Below are 18,161 nucleotides of genomic sequence, written 5' to 3' on the forward strand. Positions count from 1 at the left end.
CCAAGACCGTTTCAACCATCGAGCGCCGGCTTTCGTCGCTCTCCTGGAATTTTGCCCAGCGCGGCCAGCCGCTGGACCGCAAGGACCGGCATATCGCCACGGTGATGGCTGGCGTTCGAAACACCCACGCCTCCCCTCCCCGGCAGAAGGAAGCGGTCCTGCCCGAGGATCTGATCGCATCTTCGAGACCCTCGACCGCGGCACGCTGCGTGGTCTGCGCGACCGCGCCATGCTGGTTTTGGGTTTCGCCGGCGGCCTTCGCCGATCCGAAATCGTCGGCCTCGACGTCGGCAGGGATCAGACCGAGGACGGGCGCGGCTGGGTCGAGATTTTTGCCGATAAGGGTCTGCTTGTCACATTGCGCCGCAAAACCGGCTGGCGCGAGGTCGAGGTCGGCCGCGGCTCCTCCGACGCCACCTGCCCTGTGGTCGCTCTGCAGACCTGGCTAAGACTGGCGCGCATTGCGCACGGACCGCTGTTTCGGCGCGTTGCTGGTCAAGGCAGAGCCGTCGGTGCCGATCGCTTGAACGACCAGGAGGTCGCACGCCTGGTCAAGCGCACGGCGCTCGCCGCCGGCGTGCGCGGCGATCTGTCGGAGGGCGAACGGGCCAAGAAATTCGCCGGCCACTCACTGCGCGCCGGCCTCGCCTCGTCGGCCGAGGTCGACGAACGCTATGTGCAAAAACAGCTCGGCCATGCCTCCGCGGAGATGACGCGAAATTATCAGCGCCGGCGCGATCGTTTCCGCGTAAATCTCACCAAGGCGTCCGGGCTCTGATGCCCCCGTTTTGTCCGCTGGGATGAGGCGGTCAGATCTCAGGCGATAACAATTACCTCATCGAGCACAGCGAGCGCTGTGTCCAGACTATCGGCGGCCGACGCTTCGTAGTCAGGCATGATCATCAACTGCGTTATGGCACGGCCCACAAATTCCGGGTTTAGCTTTTCCAACCGATCCTTGGTCCGGGAGACCTGTTCCGGGAATGCGCGCAGATTGAAGCGAACAAATGACGAGGTCTCTTATCCCCGACACGAATAGCTCGCGATCTCATCGGGATTTCCCTTACCGCCATAGGCAGCTTGAGTGGGATAAGCGCAGATCGGCTGGTGCTTGCCGGGGAATGCCTTGCTGCCAGCCGCGAGAGAATCCGGAGCCTTGTCTTGGTTTATCCAGCCCTCGATGGCGGCCAAAGGATCAAAGTCGTCGAAGGCTTGGCCATCGCCGCAGTGGGTCATCCCCGGGATTATGAACATGCGCACGAAACGGCGAGTCGCTTCCAAATCGCCGCCGCTTGTGACCTCGACGACTTGCTTGTACCAGCGCACCAGATCGTTGGCTGAGAAGACCGGATCGGAAAGTCCCTGAAACAAGAGCAGCTTTCCACCGTGGGCAGCGAAGCTGGCGAGATACGTGCCGGTCGCATCATTGAGCTTGGCCGTATCCGCAACGCGTGCCGGATCCTTGTCGAAGTCGAACTTCAGGGGGTCAAAATTCGGCGCCGGGGGCGTCATGAAGTAGTATTGAAGCGAGCGGGCTCCCAGAACGATGTTATTTGCATCCGACTGGGAAGTGGGGGAATTGCCCAGCTTCCACATTCTCCAGTCCGCGCCCGCAACGCCCGTATCATATGGCCAATCGCTGTAAAGCTTTTCGCCATCGGAGCTTTCCGGACCCGCGAACGCGCGGCTCATGGCCTGCACTTGACCAGCCGTGAGGCAGCTGTCCGTCTTATCGCCTTGGCAGGACAGGACCTTTGGGTCGAACCGGCACTGCTGCCAGGCGTTGACGACGCCATCCTCAATGCCATCGCGAGCATCACAGGCAGCGAGAACCGCCTTGGCGACGATGTTCAGATCCTGCTGGGAGAAGGCGCGGGATAGAATGGGATGGCCGGCCTCATCCTTGGGAGCGATGCTCATGTACTGGCGAGTATCCCAGGCTTCGGCAATGTTGGCGGCACTGAGACGAAAACCCGGGCTACCTGCAACAATGCCGTCGAACTCGAGCGGATATCGCTGAGCCGCTATCAACGCCTCACGACCGCCATTCGAGCATCCCATGAACACCGACTTTTTCGGGGCCGCCCCATAGAACTTTGCAATCACCTGCTTCGAGACCGAAGTGACTTTGCCAATGGAGGCGTACGCAAAATCAATGCGTGCGGCTTGATCGACCCCGAAAGCCGGATCGGGGCTTGGGTGCCCGCCATCCATGCTTACAACAGCGTAGCCGCGCAAGAGCCCGGGAGCCGCGGTCGAGTTCCGGCAAGGAATGGTCCCGACGGCCGGCGCCAGGAAGCCATCAACTGCGCCGCCGCCCTGGAAAAGGAACATGTCATTCCAGGTCGTCGGAAGACGCACCTCAAACCGGGTGCCATATGATTGACCATCGACCCCCTGGCGTTTCCCGATAACACCTCGGACAAGGCAGTGCCCGCCCACTTTTACCGCCTGAGGCGAGGCGCCGGTGAATGCAGTGAAGGGATCTGCGGGGATCTCCTGCGGCTTTTGAAGGCTAGCCTCGGTAAAGATCACGCTTGGAATTTTGAGCTTGGCGATGGACCGGCACGCCTGATCCGACGCGTTTGCCGCCAGTGCAGGCGCACATACACATATGATCGCCAACATCAGTGCCAGCGTGCACCCGCGGTTCCGCAGCTTGAGCCCGTTAGCCAAGAACATACCCATCCTCCCTGGATGCGCCCGATAGCCCGAAAGCTGATCGCATTGGTAGCTAGTTGTGAGCTTTCAGTAGCTTGTCCATCCGGTCCGAACCGGGAAAGCTGAGATTGTCGAAGCTTCAGTGACTCCAGGGGGACCGGATGAACATCCATAAGAATACCGGTCTGACGCCGCTCGGTCGAGAGCGGATTTTTTGCGCCTGGGCGCGCCGGCAGCACCTCGGAGGTGTTGCCGCCTGATCCGCAGACCGTCGGCCTCTACATCACGGCCTGTGCATCCAGAAAGGTTACAGGAGACAAGAAACCAAACTCTGTGGCGACGATCGAGCGCCGTCTCTCCTCCCTGGCGTGGAATTATACGCAGCGTGGCGAGCCGCTCGATCGAAAGGACCGCCATATCGCCACCGTGCCCGCCGGCATCCGTAACAGCCATGCAAAACCGTCTGTGCAGAATGAGGCCATACTTCCCGAAGACCTGATCGCCATGCTGGAGACGGTGCTCCGCAAGACCCATCAGGTCGCCCCAGGCCAGAGCAACCGGCTCGTCCCCGGGGAGGACGAAACGGTCGACCACTCCGCTTGTTCGACTTGTGTTCGGGCGACTATCCCGGCTTCTATGCATCGCGCTTCGGCGCGGCGAGCTTTGTCCAACGCGCCAAGCCTTTGAACCAAATCGCTGTAGACGGAAGTCGCGGCGAGCTTCGCGTTGTTGATCGGAGCATCGAACCAGGCGTCGTATCCGCGGTATCCACCCCATCGTCTGTCGCGCAATCTGTTGGCGAGCGCGTCCTCAGCCGTTCGATCGCGGCCGTCTTTGCCGCAAACTATTATGTGGCGGCCGCCGATGCCATTCGGGCGCGCAATATCTCAGGGGTTGAAGGATCGTCGATCAGTTTTCCGATGTCTTGGCGGGCCGCGATGATCTGCACATGACCCTACAAAGATTGCGCGTAGTAGGAAATACTGGTGCAACTGGTCACCCCAGGCGTCAGGATAATCGTAGAACCAATCGAACGAATGCACGCATCGCGGTTTGCCTACAGCACTGCTCTCCTGTCCCGATAGCGCAAATTCGCGGTTACCTCCGGCCACGAACAGTCGGACCAATTTTATTTGTAGGTTAGACCTTCGTCCTCGGCAAAATTGGCCAAGCGATGACTCGCTGCTGAATTGCCGGCCCGCGCGTGATGAGCGCGAAGGCGTCAGGTGCCCCCGCCGTCAAGACTCAAGCCGCAACGTAATCAGGCGGGAGTGCCTTCCGCTAGGTGGGGATGGACTGGCCGCCGAAGTCGGAAGCAGCAAGCCTGGAGCATAATGGAAGACCTCGACCATGTGAAGCAGGCCGTGAAGGGCGACCTAGCCTATTTGCAGCCACCTGCTCAAAGCCGCGACATGAAGCCAGCCGTCAGCCTGCTAGTTCGACAGCAACCGTTCAGCTTGCTGCCGCCGACCGCTTGAAAACGATGGTCACCTTCGTCCCTTTGTTGGCGCTGGACTCGACGGCTAGCTGCGCCTTGGCGTTCTCGGTCAGCGATCGCGCGATCAGCGCTCCGAGCTTGCCTGGTTTGGGCCACACCTCGCCTTCCGGCAGGCCGATTCCGTCGTCCGCCACTATAACCCGGCAGCCGTCGCCATCGACGACGCTGTGCAGTGTTATCGTGCCGCCATCGCGGCCCCGGAACGCATGCTTTAGTGAATTGGTCAGCAATTCGTTTACGACCAGCCCGGCCGGCATGGCGACGTTTATTGACACGGGATATGTATCCACCTTCATATCCAGCCGGATCCCCTCGACTGCATGCGAGCTCATCACCGCGGACGCGATCTGGCTGAGATAGACGCCAAGATCGACCTCCTCCTTCGGCTCGTCGGCCGTTAGCGTCTGGTAGAGGATCGCCAGAGCGTCGACGCGACCGGCAAGCCGCTCAAACCGTCTCCGGTCGGCCTCGGTCGCGTTGCGGCTTTCCAGCCGGATCAGCGCGGTGATCATCTGCAGGTTGTTCTTCACCCGGTGCTGCAGTTCGCGCAGCAGCGTGTCTTTCTCGCTGACACGCTCCTCCACCGAGCGCTGATCTCCCGCCTCGCCGTGAGCCGATACGTCGACCAGCGCCACCAGCCGGAAGCAAACCTTGCCGTTATCGTCCTCTATCTCGTTGGAATAAACGTCGACGATCGCGGGTTTGTCCTCGCCGCGCTCCAGCCTGAAGGTGCCGACCAAATCGGTTCCCTCGACCACCGCCTCGGCTAGCGGCCTGTCCTTTTGCTGATGGAGGCCCGTGCCTAAAAGGGCCGCCCAGTTTTCTCGGGTGAGCCTGGCGGCCATCAGGCCTGAGAGTTTCTCGAATTCCGGATTGGCGTAGACCACGCGCTCTTCAGCGGCAAGGTCCGAAACGGCTATGGCGATCGGCACCTGGTCGAGGAATTTCTTGAACTGTTCGCTTTCCAGTGCGGTTGCAAGGTCAGGTGTATCAAGTAACTGCTCGACCGCCTCAGCCTTCTCTGAATCCGATGTCATTTGCGCGCCTGTTCTGTGCGGATGATATCAACAATGCGGCGAGCCCGCCATCGCCAAAACTGGAGCTGCATCTCACGTTTCGCATCACGCATCTGACAACCAGCTCTGCATCGCGTAACGGCCGCACGTCCAGCATTGCGACCGGCCGAACGAGAGCGGCAAGGATCGGCTAGAATCCAGGTGCCTGGAATGTCGAAGCGACCGGTCAAGTGGGTACGCTGCGGAAGATCGATAGAGCAGGCATTCAGGGAGAATGAGTTCGCGTGCCGGCCTCGGCGATACGTGCCGACACTGTCAACCTCATGACCGCATGCGGGCTGAAAGAGCAGCGCTTCGCTCCAGCGGTAATTCAGGCCGCTAGCTGTCTAACTGCGGCAAGCCCATCGATCGTGTATGTTGAGACGCTATTGCCGATGCCTAAATATCGAACCCGTCATGGCAATCGTTGTGACGGGAAGCGCTCGCTTATGGGCTGTGCTGGAATGCGCATGAAGTATACGCCTGTGCGCCGCTTCGTTGATCTCTTGGCCTTCGAGGAAGTCGTCAATCTCATCGTATGTGAGACCGGGACGAGGTTCTCCAGGTCGGCGGTCGGGATCTTTTCAACAAGATCAGACGGAGCGCCCAGATACACTGCCAAGGCGCGAACTCTGCGCTTGTTCAGCCCGGAAAGAGGAAGAATGTCTGCGGCACCATCGCCGAACTTGGTGAAGAAGCCCATCAAGGCCTCGGCTGCTTCGAAGCGACTTCTGAAAAAGAAGTGTGGGTTTGCTCTCATACCCTTTGCTGAAAAATGTTGTCATAGAGCGCATGGAATGCCACGCGCTTCGAATCGGAGTAGCCATCCGGGAAGCCTAAGCCCCTTTGAAGCGCATGTCCGGCAGCTATTCATAGCGTGGATGACTTTGATCGAAACAAACGATTTCATAACTCTTCGGAAATCTTGCATGGACAAAAGCACGTCCGCACCGGTCACCCATCCAAAGGAGAAAATCTTCCATGCGCCCTGACGTGCAGTGGAGGTCGTGCCGAGAAGTGAGTTGCAACTGGCCGATCATGTCGGCGGTTCGACGCTAGTCGTCCCCAATGTTCCTGAGCTGCGAAGTCTTGCAGGCGAGCCAGCTGCCCAGCGCGATTCTGCTTGTGGCGGGCTTTTTGCCGCAGGCAGTCCGCTCGTTTGGGCAGAGGATTGGAGACCCGGCCGGCAGCGCTACCATACAACATCAGCGCACTTTACATCTACGCGGTATTGCCGGGCTTCCAGTCGGTGCCATGTTTGGCCGACGAATGACGCGATGCGGCCTCCTGCACAAGCGAAGGCGTTATCGGATGTGCGACCGGGAAGCAGGCGGACAGTGCAGCACATGTCAGTCGCCTGTGCGACGGTCTTTCGGGGAATGAAATCGGGCCAGTTCACGGCGCGGCATTATTCGTCAACAGCCGCCCCTTCGCAAGGATATAGGCAGCCCGCGTCACAAGTTCGTGCTGCAGATGAAAACGGCATCGCCGGCATGCAAGTCAGCAGCCGCTCAAGATTCGATGATCCAGCCAAGCTCTCGGCGTCATGGAATGGCAGGCGCCACGATCGAAGCATCTCATGTTGATTCAGGCGGACCCTTATGAGGCGTTCTTTGATGCCGGTGATGCCTGACAGGCGGTTGCAGCTGCAAGCGACAACGCGGCCTATTTAGTTGGAAACGGTCTGAGGCAGGCCAATTTGGCTTGCCCGTCACTATGTGGAGAAAGAAATGCTGTGTCTAGGAATTAGCGGCGGACTTGACCAAGTCCATGAAAACCGATTCGAGCTTCGGAACGCCTTTATGCACGATGGCGCCGCGGTGCTCGTCCGAGACGGACGGGTGATAGCAGCCGTCGAAGAGGAACGCCTCAATCGGATGAAACACTCCAACAAGCTCCCAATTCGTTCGATTCAATACTGTCTGTCAGCGGCGGGGGTTCAGCTCAACGACATTGATCGCGTCGCGCTCTACGCCAGCGAGCCCTATGCCAACGCCATGCTTGAAGGTATGTCCGCATCCCACCCGGACATTCTCTCCATTCCGTTGGATGCTAAAACGTTGGTGCAGGATCTGTTAACGCGTGAGTTCGGCACTAAGTTGGACAGTTCGCGTATTTCATTCGTAGGTCATCATCAGGCGCACGCCGTGAGCGCCTTTGCAATGTCGGGCTTCGAACAAAGTCTCATTCTAGCGATTGATGGCTCTGGTGATTTCCTATCGGGCCTCTTGGCGGTAGGGTCTGGCACAGAAATTACGCAACTCGAGGCTTTCCCCGAGAACAATTCTCTTGGGCTGTTTTATCTCGAGACGATCCGCTATCTCGGCTACGGCTTGTTCGACGAGTATAAGGTAATGGGACTCGCGCCCTACGGCGACCCCGCTCCCTATCGCGAGCTCTTCGAGCAGTTCTACGAGCTCTCCGCCAACGGCGGTGGCTACCGTGTTCACCTCGACCGCATCGGTCCGGCGTTGCTCCGCAATATCGAGGTCAGGCGAAAGGGAATGCCCTTCACCCAGCAGCATCGAGATGTGAGTGCGTCACTGCAGGAAGCGCTTGAGCGGATCGTGTTCCACATTCTCCGGCATCACCGTGAGGCCACCGGCATGAAGCGGTTGTGCCTGGCGGGGGGGGTGGCCCACAACTGCACGATGAACGGTAAGCTGCTGTATTCAGGGCTTTTCGAAGACATTTTCGTGCAACCCGCGTCTCACGACGCTGGCTGCGCATTGGGAGCTGCGCTGATAGTCTCTAACGAGATGGGCCGCCCCGCGCCGTGTGAGCGACTGCAGGGGGTCTATTGGGGTCCTGATCTCGGGAGCGAGCGCGCCGTGCAACAGGAACTGAATGCATGGGCCGGACATCTCGAGGTTGAACGCTCTGATGACGTGGCAAGCAGTGCAGCCGACTGGATCGCCAACGGCGCCGTGATCGGCTGGGTGCAGGGTCGTTCGGAGTTTGGGCCACGTGCGCTGGGCAACCGCAGCATTCTTGCCGACCCTCGGCCCGCCGCAAACAAGGACCGGATCAATGCGATGGTCAAGAAGCGCGAAGGCTATCGGCCCTTCGCGCCATCTGTGCTGGAGGAGGATGCGAGCGAATTTTTCGACCTCCCGGACGGTAGGCACGAATTTCCATTCATGAATTTCGTCGTTCGCGTGCGTGACTCAAAGCGCGCCTTGCTCGGTGCCATCACGCACGTCGACGGTACCGCTCGCCTGCAAACAGTATCGCGCGACGCCAATCCCGCGTACTGGGAGGTCATCAATGCGTTCAAGAAGCGCACAGGCACTCCAATTCTGCTCAATACGTCCTTTAACAACAATGCCGAACCGATCGTGGATTCGGTTGCAGACGCGATTGCCACCTTTCTGACGACAGAGCTGGATGGACTTGTGGTCGGGCCCTTCCTGGTAAAAAAGCGGGCTGCAACGCTGCAGGATTGGACTGCGCTTGCGGTTTCGTTGCCGCCCTATGTGTCCCTCCATCAAACCCGCGCTTACAAAGCGCCAGATCGTCGGGAGACTCACTGCGAGATCAGCACGACCCACTTCAGCAGTGACAGTCTACGAATTTCACACGACTTGTTTAATCTGCTGATGCGGATTGAGGGCGAAGCCGTGTTGGGAGATCTCCTCAGTACAATTGCGCCGGATCAGGCTAAGCGTGAAGCTCTGATGGAGGGCCTGCGACGGCTGTGGGAGCAGCGCCTCGTTCGATTGCATCCCTCACAAGCTGCTCGCATGGATCAAGACTGCGATCAAACGCTGGACCAGCATAACAGGCTCTCAGCGTGATAGAGGTGCCGCTATCCAAGCTCGGCGAATAATGGTGTTCATCGATGCCGCCTGCCACCTCACCGCTGGCAGGCAGTCGACTTCATCACAGGGTTGATTCGTCCACTTCACCTTGGACGACCGGACGCGCAGAAAAAAGCGGCTGCGGCGGGTCCTTGCTAGCGACCGTGATGCGGGACCACAGCGACAGGGCGTGCCCGAGACGGTCAATGCGGCCGGCGGTGTCGTCGCCGGCGGCGACGGTCGCATTCAGGATCAGCATCGACCAAAGAGCGAGGCCACTGCCGTTATGCTCCGAGATCTGGGGACGGCGGCTTGGCGATCACCGTCTACTCGGCGTTGCCGAACTCACTGCATGCGAGACCGTGACGAAGCCCCTCACATTGCGGGTCGGGACATAGCTGGCTTTCTTGGCGCGCTACCATCGCTAGAGATGCAGACTTCGCCCAACAGCTCCTGCTGGAGCGCGGCTTGGATCTGATGGCAGAATTCTTGCGGAGACGCGGACAAAGTGGGGAGCACTCCAACCTACACACGCGTCACCGGGCTATCAGTGTTGACCGTATAATCTTCGGAATGGCAATGGCATATTTTACAAAGCACGACGGCAATCAAATTATATACCGCAGCTGGGAAGAGCCGGAACAGTCAAGCGCAAGGATGAGAATTTTGGTCCTCAAGCTTGATCATGTCGGCGACTTTTGGATGTCTCTAGGGCCTCTAAAGGACCTTCGTCAGCGTTTTGCGCATGCCCACATTACGCTGGTGGTGGGAAGCTGGAACATCGCTACTGCAAAACAGTTCGACCTCGCCGACGATCACGTTGCTTTTGACTTTTTTCCTCGCAACCCAAAAGTCAAAACGCGCAAAGAAGCCGCGGACATAAGGCCGCTGCTGACCGGCGAGTTTGATCTTGCCATTGATATGCGTGTTCCGGAAGAAACAAGGCCGATCTTGCTTGAAGTTCCCGCCAGGCACCGTGCGGCGATAGTTGATCCGTACAGCATGCATCAGATCGATATTGCGATAGCGCCATTCAATCTGAAACTGCGCAGAACCATTTTCTACAAGCTGGTCCAAAAAATAGGGCTTGCTAACAAAATCCCCCGTAGATGGCTTGATTGGTTCATTGACCGTAAGCAGGTGCGTCTCCAGCATGTGTCAGAAATCCTCCTCTTTCTGGTCGCAAAGGCAGCTGCCTATTTCGAAAGCGGAGCGGGTCACCCACAGAATTCGACTACAGGCAATGCCCCGATTGTCGTGGCTCCGTTCTCCAATTCCAGCCTGCGAGATTGGCCGATTGAAAGTTTTGGCAAAGTTGTCGCTGCTCTTTCGACCCGTGGTGAGGTGGTCCTCGTTGGCCGTGGCGAATGCCTGGAAGCGCTTGAGGAGGTTGCGAAGATAGCTAGGGAACGTGGGGCCGCGAACATTCGGACGGCTGTCGACTTGTCAGAATTGGAATTCAATTGTCTCGTGAATTCGGCAGCCCTCGTCGTTTCGAACAATTCAGGCACCGGCCATGTCGCTGCCCAGCTTGGCCGCCCTACTATCGGCATTTTCACGGCGTCACATCTACCGGAGATTTGGGGGTTTCGAGGTCCCTTGGTCAGCATGCTTATGAGTGTTATTGAATGTCGCGGATGTGGTCTGGACCAAGTGCGGCATTGTCCGGTCAAAGTCCGATGCAAGTTCGACATCACGCCGGATCTCGTGATTGCCGAGGTAAACGCCTTGATGAATCATTGTAAGGGTACGGCACAAGCTTAGTGGCTCGCGGTCACCACAACCGCGATTGCCCAGCCCTTGTCGCTGATTCAATCGCTACAATCATCCAAAGGCCGAAATTCAGAATCGAATCGACTTGTTCGAAGGACCGCAGTGGCGATGTCACATTGGCCGACAGGTGGCATAGAGCGGCGCCTGAGAATGAAAGTGCCGCCGCCCAGCCTTCATAGCCGTTCCTCCTTTGTGGCGTGACGGCCCGAAAGTCGCCATCGCGTCAGATGTTCATCAGGTTCGGGATAGCCGGGGCTCGTCCGGCGACAGTCATGGCAGCGACTTCGCTTCTGGACCCGCTCATCCGGCCGCCAAAAACAAATGCGCTTTCTAAGCCGTAATTGATCCGCCGGAGCTGACCAAAGCCACCTTGCTCTGGGTTGCGGCAATGGCGACTGGGGCGAGAAGCCGAGAAGAACCGATGCGGCGAGAAATCCTGAGACCATCCGCCACGAGACGTCGCCAGGGAACGCAGTATTGCGTTCCGCGTTACACTAACGTATATACGTCCGCAGCACAGGAGCGCGCCATGGCCACCACACCCACCAGGAAGGAAGCACCCGTCTCGATGCGGTTTCGCGACGATGATCTCACCATCATCGACCGCGGCGCGGAGCTGCTCGGCCTGTCGCGCACGGAGTTCATGCGGCGCGCCGCGCTGCACGAGGCGCAGGCGGCCATCCTCAACGAAACCGTCATCCGCGTGTCCCCGGAAGCCTATGACGCCTTCATGCAGGCGATCTCAGCCCCGGCCGCTGCGCCCCCGGCGAAGGCGGCCGAGCGGCTGCGTCGGTCCCCGCCCTGGGACCGCTAGGTGGCGTTTTCAGGCATCGAACTCCTCGACCACGCACACCGCCTCGACAGCTTCGATTGCGGCAAGCCGGCGCTCAATGCTTGGCTGGCCGGCTTCGCGCGAACGAACCAGGCCCGCGGGTTTACCCGCGTCCTGGTCGTTCACGACGAGGGAACAGTCGTCGGGTATTACGGCCTCGCGCCGGGCGTGATCCAGCCAAATAGCGCACCGCGCGCCATCCGCACCGGACGCCCGCCCGATCCGATCCCCTGCCTGCTGATCGGACAACTCGCCGTCGACCACCGCTATGCCGGACAAGGCGTCGGTAGCGGCTTGGTCAAGGACGCGCTGTATCGCTGCGTCGCCGGCGCCGACATCGTCGGCGGCCGCGCGGTGGTGGTGCGGGCGATCGACGCCGAGGCCGAGCGCTACTGGCGGAGCTGGGGCTTCATTCCCGCGCGGGACAATCCGTCGGTGCTCATGCGCTCGATCCAGGACGTGAGCCTCTGGCTGGCCGACAAAGGCCGCTAGCTCCGCGCGCGTAGCGCCTCCGGAGCGGCAGGTCTGCGCGCGGGCCTGCCGCCGACCGGGCTCTAGTTGCGGCGTCCCGCCGCTCCCCGAGCCGGCTTCGCCGTCTCGGCGTTCGGGTGACCCCTCACGCAGGGCCAGAGGGAGACGGCGGTCAGAGCGAGGGAGCCCTGGAGAGAAGGGAAAGTCATGATGTCGATGATATTCATAGGTGGTTCACGCGAGATATTTGAGCTGCCGGAACCTGCCGTCGCTCGGATCCGCCCAATCGTTGTTGCCGTGCACGGCGTGCTGATTGGCGACGCGTCTGGAGCCGATGCCGAGGCGCAGGGCCTGCTCGCGGGCTACGGCTACAAACATGTCGGGGTCTTCCATGCGGCCAAGGAACCCCGCAATGATCTGGGCGACTGGGCTGCCTACCGGGTCCCGTCTCCTGAAGGCGCTAGAGGATACTGGATCCACGCGCGCCAAAGACCGGGAGATGGCGCGCGCCGATTTTGGGATGATAGTCTGGGACGGCGCGTCACCCGGCACGGCCGTCAACGTGCTTCGGCTCGCCATGGCGAACAAGCCGATGTCATCTACGATCTGGCCAGGGGCAGCATGGCGACTACGCACCATGTCGGAGACTGGTGCGCCATTGCTCCGCGATGCCGGTCCAGACATTCGGCGCGCCAAGCCGAAGCCCGCATGACGCCAGGCGAGCGCCTGGCGTTGCCGGGATGATGTACGCGCGGTCCCGGCGGGTCCAACGCGATAGGCTTGATCCGGCCCCGCGCCCCCAACTCCACTTGTATGAACGGCCGGGGCCGGCCCTTTTCGAAACCGGCTCACCGCCGCGTGGCGTTGTGCAGGATGATTGTCTTGACCCGTCTCGCATCTGAAGCGGGTGCAAGCCTGCCGCACATGCCGCTGCTTGGTCATCCAACCTGGCTGCGAGGCATCGCTACCGTGGGGCTGGCATTCGCTGCCAGTCGGCTCCGATCTCCAAACCGCTGTGCCGCCATACCGAACACGCAAGGCGGTTTAACCGCCAGGCTGCTGTTCAAGGTATTAACGACGCAGGCGGCATGACCGGAGAGGCTGGCGGGGTAAGCAGCTTCCATCGATCCGGCGGCATTGCGGATGTGGCTGGCGATGGCGGCCTGAGTTCTTGTCCATCTGCCGCATAGCGGGTGGTCAGATGCTGGTCGCGTTTCCGGCGAGCCGAAGCATTTGTCTCTCAAGGTCACCCGTTGGAAATCCAGCACCAGCGGCTTGTCGGGACAAGATAGTTGCTATTGGGATTTGGCCACCGCAACCGCGAGCATCGCTTCTCCCATCCCATTGACGCCTCGGGCATTCAGCATTTCACCAGCGTTCTGAATGTCGCGCACCTCTTTGTTCTGGCTGAGTTTTGATTTACCAACCAGGCTGGTGATCTCGATTTCCAGGGCGACGATCGCCTTCACCATCGTGTCAATGAAGTCCTTCGGCGCGTCGCCCATCTTCCACGGGGCAGGCTGCGAGGCTTCATGCATGTGAGTGAGCTTCGCCACGTTACGGCGCACATAGCGCTCATCATCCCGGACAGTGATGCGTCCGTGGGCGTGGACGACGAGATAGTTCCACGTCGGCACCTGGTTATGGAATTCATGCTTGCTTGGATACCAGTTCGGCGAGATGTAAGCGTCAGACCGTCGAGCTCGTCCCGGACCGCGTGGCGCTACGGCGTCACCTCCAGCCCGGCGAGAAAGTCGTCATTGTCCGTGAGGGTGACCGCCGCCTCTACGGTGAGAATATTGATCGCCGGCAACTTATGGCGCCTGCCGACCTCAAATTCGTTGAAGTCGTGCGCCGGCGTGATCTTGACCGCGCCGCTGCCTTTCTCCGGATCAGAATACTCGTCCGCCACCACCGCGATCCTGCGGCCGACGATCGGCAGAGGATTCGCTGCTGGCACCGTGGCAGTTTGACAACCCGGCCATCGGGGCGGTAGCACCGTCCAAGGCCAAGAGTCGCAGGGCAGACCGCACCCCATCGGGCTGCGCGACCCAGACCAGCTGACGCCCAACTGGCACACTCATCGCGCATCAGCACCGTGGATGCGACATCTACTTTGTTGCGAGCGCGATATCGGAACTTGGTTGTGACGCAGCTGTGCGTAAGCGCACCGCTGTCAGCAAGTGAGTGAGCGAAAGAACTACGTGGTGGAGGTGAGAAGTCATGCGGCGTCAAGATTCCCCGCCCTTTGCGGCAAACACACTGATCCCTCTTCAGAATCCGGTCTTTCGTTCGATCTGGACAGCCACGCAGATATCCAGCCTTGGCTGGCTGGTGCAGAGCGTGGCTATAAGCTGGCTTATGGCAACGATTTCAGCCTCCGATCTGATGGTTGCGCTCGTGCAGGCTGCATCGACACTGCCCGCCTTCTTCTTGTCGATCCTTGCTGGAGCGATTGCAGACAGCTTCAGCCGCCGCGGCGTGATGCTTGCCGGACATTGCCTGATCGCACTGGCATCCACGGCGCTGGCTCTCTCTGTTGGACTGGGCTTTGTCAGTCCATGGCTGATCTTGGGACTGAGTTTCTTGGCGGGATGCGGCTTTGCCTTGAATGATCCAGCCTGGCACGCCTCGGTCGGCGACATCCTGGAAAAGCGCGACATACCCGCTGCAGTGACGCTGATGTCGGTGGGGTACAACGTGGTTCGGAGTATAGGACCGGCGCTGGGCGGTGTAATTTTGGCTTTGCTGGGCCCCCTTACGGCTTTCGCCTTCGCTGCGCTGACCGACCTGGTCCCGTTGAGCGCTGTGCTGCGCTCCAAGTGGCAAGTTCGCTCTTCGCCTCTTCCGCGCGAGCGGATGACGACGGCCATTCATGATGGCATGCGCTTCACGGCAATCTCCTCGGAGATCAGAGTGGCGATCGTGCGCGCAACCCTGTTCGGGCTGTCAAGCATCTCGATCCTTGCTCTGCTCCCCCTCGTGGTTCGCGACCAACTGGCGGGGGGGCCAATTGTTTACGGCGTCCTGTTAGCCGGCTTCGGCACAGGCGCCTTCATCGCGGGCATTGGCAATAGTTACTTGCGACGCATCACGTCCCAAAATCGATTGATCACGCTCGCATCCGTTGCTTGCGCAACGTGTTGCCTTTTACTGGCTCTCACATCATCGGTGGCTGTAGCAGCGATCGCGCTTGCAATCGCTGGCGCAGGCTGGGTTGTCACCTGGACCGGAACCGACGTGTGTGTGCAGTTGGCAAGCCCAAGGTGGGTCGTTGGTCGCACCCTGTCGATCTATTACGCCCTGACCTACGGCGGCATGGCAGCGGGCAGCTGGATCTGGGGTGCTGTCGCGCAGTACTATTCCCTGACGTGGGCTTTGGAAGGTGCTGCAGCGGCGCTGTTGCTGGTTGCAGCCGTGGGAAAGCTATTGCCGGTACGGCTATGGGAGGAATCGGATCAAGGGGCCTTCGACTTCAGGCCACCAGAACTGGCCCTCGATTTGAAGCCCAGGAGCGGCCCGATCGTGATCAAGGTGGAGTACTCGATACCCGAGGAGAATATCGAGGAATTTCTGAGCTGCATGCGCGAAAGGCGGCGCGTTCAGAGCCGTGCCGGTGCGCGGGACTGGACCCTCCAGCGCGATCTTCAGAACTCGACTCTTTGGACCGAGACATTCCGCACGCCGACATGGACGGACTATCTTCGTCTAAACCATCGGCTAACGGTGACTGACAGGGAGGTAGGCGAGCGCCTTGCCGCTCTGCAGGTCGGTGATTCTCCTCCTCGTCTCTCACTTTCGATCGAGCGGTCGACAAGCCCCGCCCCCGGCAGCCAAGTCCAGCCTGTGCCCTTTGTATCGCGCCCGTAAGGAAACCAGTAACTTTTCTGGGCTCGGACACGGGAATGGCCGAGACCTACTCCTTCTTTCGTCGGGTCAGCCCGGATTGCCATACCTTGCGGCCGGTTAGGCGAGCATGAGGATTTGTGTGGCACGTATGTCCACCACGGGCCCATGTCCAGCCCCACCGCCTCCGCCATCAGATCGGCTTGGGCACGGGTTCAGGTCGCCTGTCCCCCTGCATCGCGGCGAGCAGCGGGGAGCAAGGGGGGCGGAGGGGTCTCCCCGGTCTGCACGGAGCGAAGCGGGCAGACGGAGGAATCCGCCAGCGGCGGCTTGCAGGGAGAGGGCCGCGCGCCTCTTTCCCCTCCCTGACAAAACGTGCCGCCAAGCACGTTCACGTCGGCGCAGCCGTGCCGCAGAGGCGGCCGCAACAAAGAAGCCCTACAAGGCGGAAGCATCGAAATGTCCGCCAGCGGGACCAATTCAGTTCGGTGCTGGAGAAAGCGGTTCAACAGGGCGGCCGTAGGAGCACCAGCATAGCGCCGCCGTCAGGCGCGATGCGGACCGACAGCCCCGACGAAGGGCGCTGATTGATCGACTGAAATTGGATCGGGTCATTTTACCAGCTGACATAATCCATGAATTTTTCACGATGCGTCAGCGCGCGCCTGGATTTTCTGCGTTTAGCTGCAGCGAACGTCCCGGTGGTGCGGTGGAAGCGCACCCGGGGCATCTTGGACTTATTTGATGCAGCCATCCAGGACTGCTGCATTGCCACAGCAGTGGTCACAACCTGCTAGGCGGGCTTCCTGGAGATGAACGCGACGATTGGTCAGAAGCGCTTCTATTGGGCTGCGCTCGGCGCCAGACGGTCGCGGAGCTTCAAATCTGATCGGGCTCCCGAGCGAATTGCCGTCCTACGAGCATTCGGGACCGATCCCGGCCTACAGGCACGCCTTACTTCGGGCGGCGGATCAAGTGATCCGTGAGGGGAATGCCACGCCGGCGTGGCTCGCCAATGACTTCAATGCCAACTGTCGGCAGTCACATCATAAATTAAGCATAGCTCCGCGACACATATCCAAGGTGGCGCACAATCCTGCGAATTGTCATCGCTGTGACAGCAATCGCCGCACCAAGCAAAGTGGCGAACTCGATTCTGCTCGTGAGATCCCAAAGCTCTCCGAACGGTATTAGCTCCATGAAGCGAAACACGGCACCCTGAAGCAGGTAAAGCAGCAGTGTGCTCTGACCAAGCTCCACCGCGACAAAGCGAGCTGCGCGAGTTGAATAGCCAATTCTCCAGCATAGAAATATAAGCTGCATCGCCACTGCAGAAGTTGCTACCGAGCCCGCGAACATCAGCAACACTTGTTTGGCCGACTGTGCATCATAGATCAAAACGAGTGTAGACGTACGTCTCCTTTCCCCAAGCAAGAAAACACATGAACGCAGCCATAGAAAGTAACACCACAAAAATATCCTTGTAGCGCCTGATGCTAGCTGCCTGCCATCCAATCGGCTGCGCAAACAAGAACCCCAAACAAAAGAATGGGTATGTGTATCGTACCAACGGGATTATTGACCACGGGACGTCGCGAACGCGATCGCAATTGCAGAAGCGCCTATGATCCACACCGACGAGCCATTGAAAGTCGTGAGCAACTTAATAAGGACGAAGGACGCGAAAGCTGCCCAGATGAACCAGTATGTGCCAATGAACTCCCTAAAAAAATCCAACATTCCACTGGTTAAACTGTTCGCCGAAGACATTACGGCGGCCTTCGATATCCAAATCAACGCACACCAAAAAAGCATGGGCAATACTAGTTGCATTGCTCGATCACTGACGCCTTGACGGAACGATTTGCGCAGAATCGCTCCCGAAGAAAGATATCCACTTATCGCCATAAAGAGGGGCATGTGAAACATGTAGATCGACTTAAAATATGGCGACAGCCAAAAGTCGTCAGTGCCTCGATAGACAACATATTGCAATAGATGCCAAAGTATTGGCGAAATCGACGCTTAGGTCTCGGGCCTTTGCCCCTTCTGGGCGCGAGTCTCGCCCCTTCGAACCGACTGTTTTGTGATTAAGCATCAGACCTCCAGCCGATATCCTGCCGTTACTGCTCCCACTTTGCTTCTAGAGTGGTTCACGCACGGCATCTTCGGATCCCATTCTGGATTGTCGCACCCCAATCCAGCCGGTAATGGAGAGGATGGAG

Annotated in this window: 11 protein-coding genes and 6 pseudogenes; 8 read left to right on the forward strand and 9 right to left on the reverse strand. The window is 59.5% G+C overall.

The genetic code is table 11. The features are described 5' to 3' along the window. Positions 1 to 778, forward strand: a pseudogene (locus tag NKJ93_RS32050) (site-specific integrase); the annotation flags it as partial. A 242-nt stretch (positions 779 to 1,020) separates the two neighbouring features. Here NKJ93_RS32050 and NKJ93_RS32055 read toward each other — a convergent pair. Next, a complete protein-coding gene (locus NKJ93_RS32055; protein ID WP_352593307.1) occupies positions 1,021 to 2,682 on the reverse strand; it encodes a tannase/feruloyl esterase family alpha/beta hydrolase in 1,662 nt (553 codons plus the stop codon). Between the two features lie 191 nt (positions 2,683 to 2,873). On the opposite strand from NKJ93_RS32055, the pseudogene NKJ93_RS32060 reads away from it, so the two are divergent. Then, positions 2,874 to 3,192 (forward strand): annotated as a pseudogene (locus tag NKJ93_RS32060) (integrase); the annotation flags it as partial. Between the two features lie 2 nt (positions 3,193 to 3,194). On the opposite strand, the gene NKJ93_RS32065 reads toward NKJ93_RS32060, so the two are convergent. The 3 genes and pseudogenes from NKJ93_RS32065 to nadE all read right to left on the reverse strand — a co-directional run. Then, positions 3,195 to 3,452, reverse strand: a complete 258-nt coding sequence (locus tag NKJ93_RS32065) for an aminopeptidase (RefSeq protein WP_352593309.1) — start codon at positions 3,450 to 3,452, stop codon at positions 3,195 to 3,197. Between the two features lie 661 nt (positions 3,453 to 4,113). Further along, positions 4,114 to 5,196 carry a sensor histidine kinase gene (locus NKJ93_RS32070; RefSeq protein WP_352593312.1) on the reverse strand — a complete coding sequence of 361 codons (1,083 nt, stop codon included), beginning with the start codon at positions 5,194 to 5,196 and terminating at the stop codon, positions 4,114 to 4,116. Between the two features lie 404 nt (positions 5,197 to 5,600). Beyond that, a pseudogene (nadE, locus tag NKJ93_RS32075) lies at positions 5,601 to 5,932 on the reverse strand (NAD(+) synthase); the annotation flags it as partial. A gap of 1,012 nt (positions 5,933 to 6,944) precedes the next feature. Here nadE and NKJ93_RS32080 point away from each other — a divergent pair. Continuing rightward, positions 6,945 to 9,011 carry a carbamoyltransferase family protein gene (locus NKJ93_RS32080; RefSeq protein WP_352593315.1) on the forward strand — a complete coding sequence of 689 codons (2,067 nt, stop codon included), beginning with the start codon at positions 6,945 to 6,947 and terminating at the stop codon, positions 9,009 to 9,011. 85 nt (positions 9,012 to 9,096) lie between these two features. Here the strand turns inward: NKJ93_RS32080 and NKJ93_RS32085 are convergent, their stop codons facing one another. Further along, a complete protein-coding gene (locus NKJ93_RS32085; RefSeq protein ID WP_352457364.1) occupies positions 9,097 to 9,273 on the reverse strand; it encodes a hypothetical protein in 177 nt (58 codons plus the stop codon). A gap of 320 nt (positions 9,274 to 9,593) precedes the next feature. Here NKJ93_RS32085 and NKJ93_RS32090 point away from each other — a divergent pair, with 320 nt between their 5' ends. From NKJ93_RS32090 to NKJ93_RS32100, 3 genes are all read left to right on the forward strand, one after another. Next, on the forward strand, positions 9,594 to 10,778 hold the full coding sequence (locus NKJ93_RS32090; RefSeq protein WP_352453586.1) for a glycosyltransferase family 9 protein: 1,185 nt from the start codon (positions 9,594 to 9,596) through the stop codon (positions 10,776 to 10,778). Positions 10,779 to 11,316: 538 nt separating this feature from the next. After that, a complete protein-coding gene (locus NKJ93_RS32095; protein WP_352453587.1) occupies positions 11,317 to 11,601 on the forward strand; it encodes a type II toxin-antitoxin system TacA family antitoxin in 285 nt (94 codons plus the stop codon). Further along, entirely contained in the window at positions 11,602 to 12,111 is a 510-nt protein-coding gene (locus NKJ93_RS32100) for a GNAT family N-acetyltransferase (protein WP_352593318.1), read from the forward strand. It begins immediately after the preceding gene. Positions 12,112 to 12,324: 213 nt separating this feature from the next. On the opposite strand, the gene NKJ93_RS32105 is transcribed toward NKJ93_RS32100, so the two are convergent. The 3 genes and pseudogenes from NKJ93_RS32105 to NKJ93_RS32115 form a co-directional block, all read right to left on the reverse strand. After that, entirely contained in the window at positions 12,325 to 12,468 is a 144-nt protein-coding gene (locus tag NKJ93_RS32105; protein ID WP_352502718.1) for a hypothetical protein, read from the reverse strand. Positions 12,469 to 13,385: 917 nt separating this feature from the next. Continuing rightward, entirely contained in the window at positions 13,386 to 13,727 is a 342-nt protein-coding gene (locus tag NKJ93_RS32110) for an FMN-binding negative transcriptional regulator (protein ID WP_502904414.1), read from the reverse strand. A gap of 89 nt (positions 13,728 to 13,816) precedes the next feature. Continuing rightward, a pseudogene (locus NKJ93_RS32115) lies at positions 13,817 to 14,032 on the reverse strand (hypothetical protein); the annotation flags it as partial. 281 nt (positions 14,033 to 14,313) lie between these two features. On the opposite strand from NKJ93_RS32115, the gene NKJ93_RS32120 reads away from it, so the two are divergent. Continuing rightward, entirely contained in the window at positions 14,314 to 15,960 is a 1,647-nt protein-coding gene (locus NKJ93_RS32120; protein ID WP_352508099.1) for an MFS transporter, read from the forward strand. Between the two features lie 782 nt (positions 15,961 to 16,742). Then, positions 16,743 to 16,980 (forward strand): annotated as a pseudogene (locus tag NKJ93_RS32125) (hypothetical protein); the annotation flags it as partial. Between the two features lie 9 nt (positions 16,981 to 16,989). On the opposite strand, the pseudogene nolL reads toward NKJ93_RS32125, so the two are convergent. Next, positions 16,990 to 18,034, reverse strand: a pseudogene (nolL, locus tag NKJ93_RS32130) (nodulation factor fucose acetyltransferase NolL). Between the last annotated feature and the right edge of the window lie 127 nt (positions 18,035 to 18,161).

The organism is Mesorhizobium sp. M0028, assembly GCF_040323855.1.
Taxonomy (GTDB): domain Bacteria; phylum Pseudomonadota; class Alphaproteobacteria; order Rhizobiales; family Rhizobiaceae; genus Mesorhizobium.

Bases quoted from the DNA above. Each gene is read 5' to 3' on its own strand.
- NKJ93_RS32055 (WP_352593307.1), bottom strand. From the start codon at position 2,682: ATGTTCTTGGCTAACGGGCTCAAGCTGCGGAACCGCGGGTGCACGCTG.
- NKJ93_RS32070 (WP_352593312.1), bottom strand. From the start codon at position 5,196: ATGACATCGGATTCAGAGAAGGCTGAGGCGGTCGAGCAGTTACTTGAT.
- NKJ93_RS32080 (WP_352593315.1), top strand. From the start codon at position 6,945: ATGCTGTGTCTAGGAATTAGCGGCGGACTTGACCAAGTCCATGAAAAC.
- NKJ93_RS32085 (WP_352457364.1), bottom strand. From the start codon at position 9,273: ATGCTGATCCTGAATGCGACCGTCGCCGCCGGCGACGACACCGCCGGC.
- NKJ93_RS32090 (WP_352453586.1), top strand. From the start codon at position 9,594: ATGGCATATTTTACAAAGCACGACGGCAATCAAATTATATACCGCAGC.
- NKJ93_RS32095 (WP_352453587.1), top strand. From the start codon at position 11,317: ATGGCCACCACACCCACCAGGAAGGAAGCACCCGTCTCGATGCGGTTT.
- NKJ93_RS32105 (WP_352502718.1), bottom strand. From the start codon at position 12,468: ATGTTTGTAGCCGTAGCCCGCGAGCAGGCCCTGCGCCTCGGCATCGGC.
- NKJ93_RS32120 (WP_352508099.1), top strand. From the start codon at position 14,314: ATGCGGCGTCAAGATTCCCCGCCCTTTGCGGCAAACACACTGATCCCT.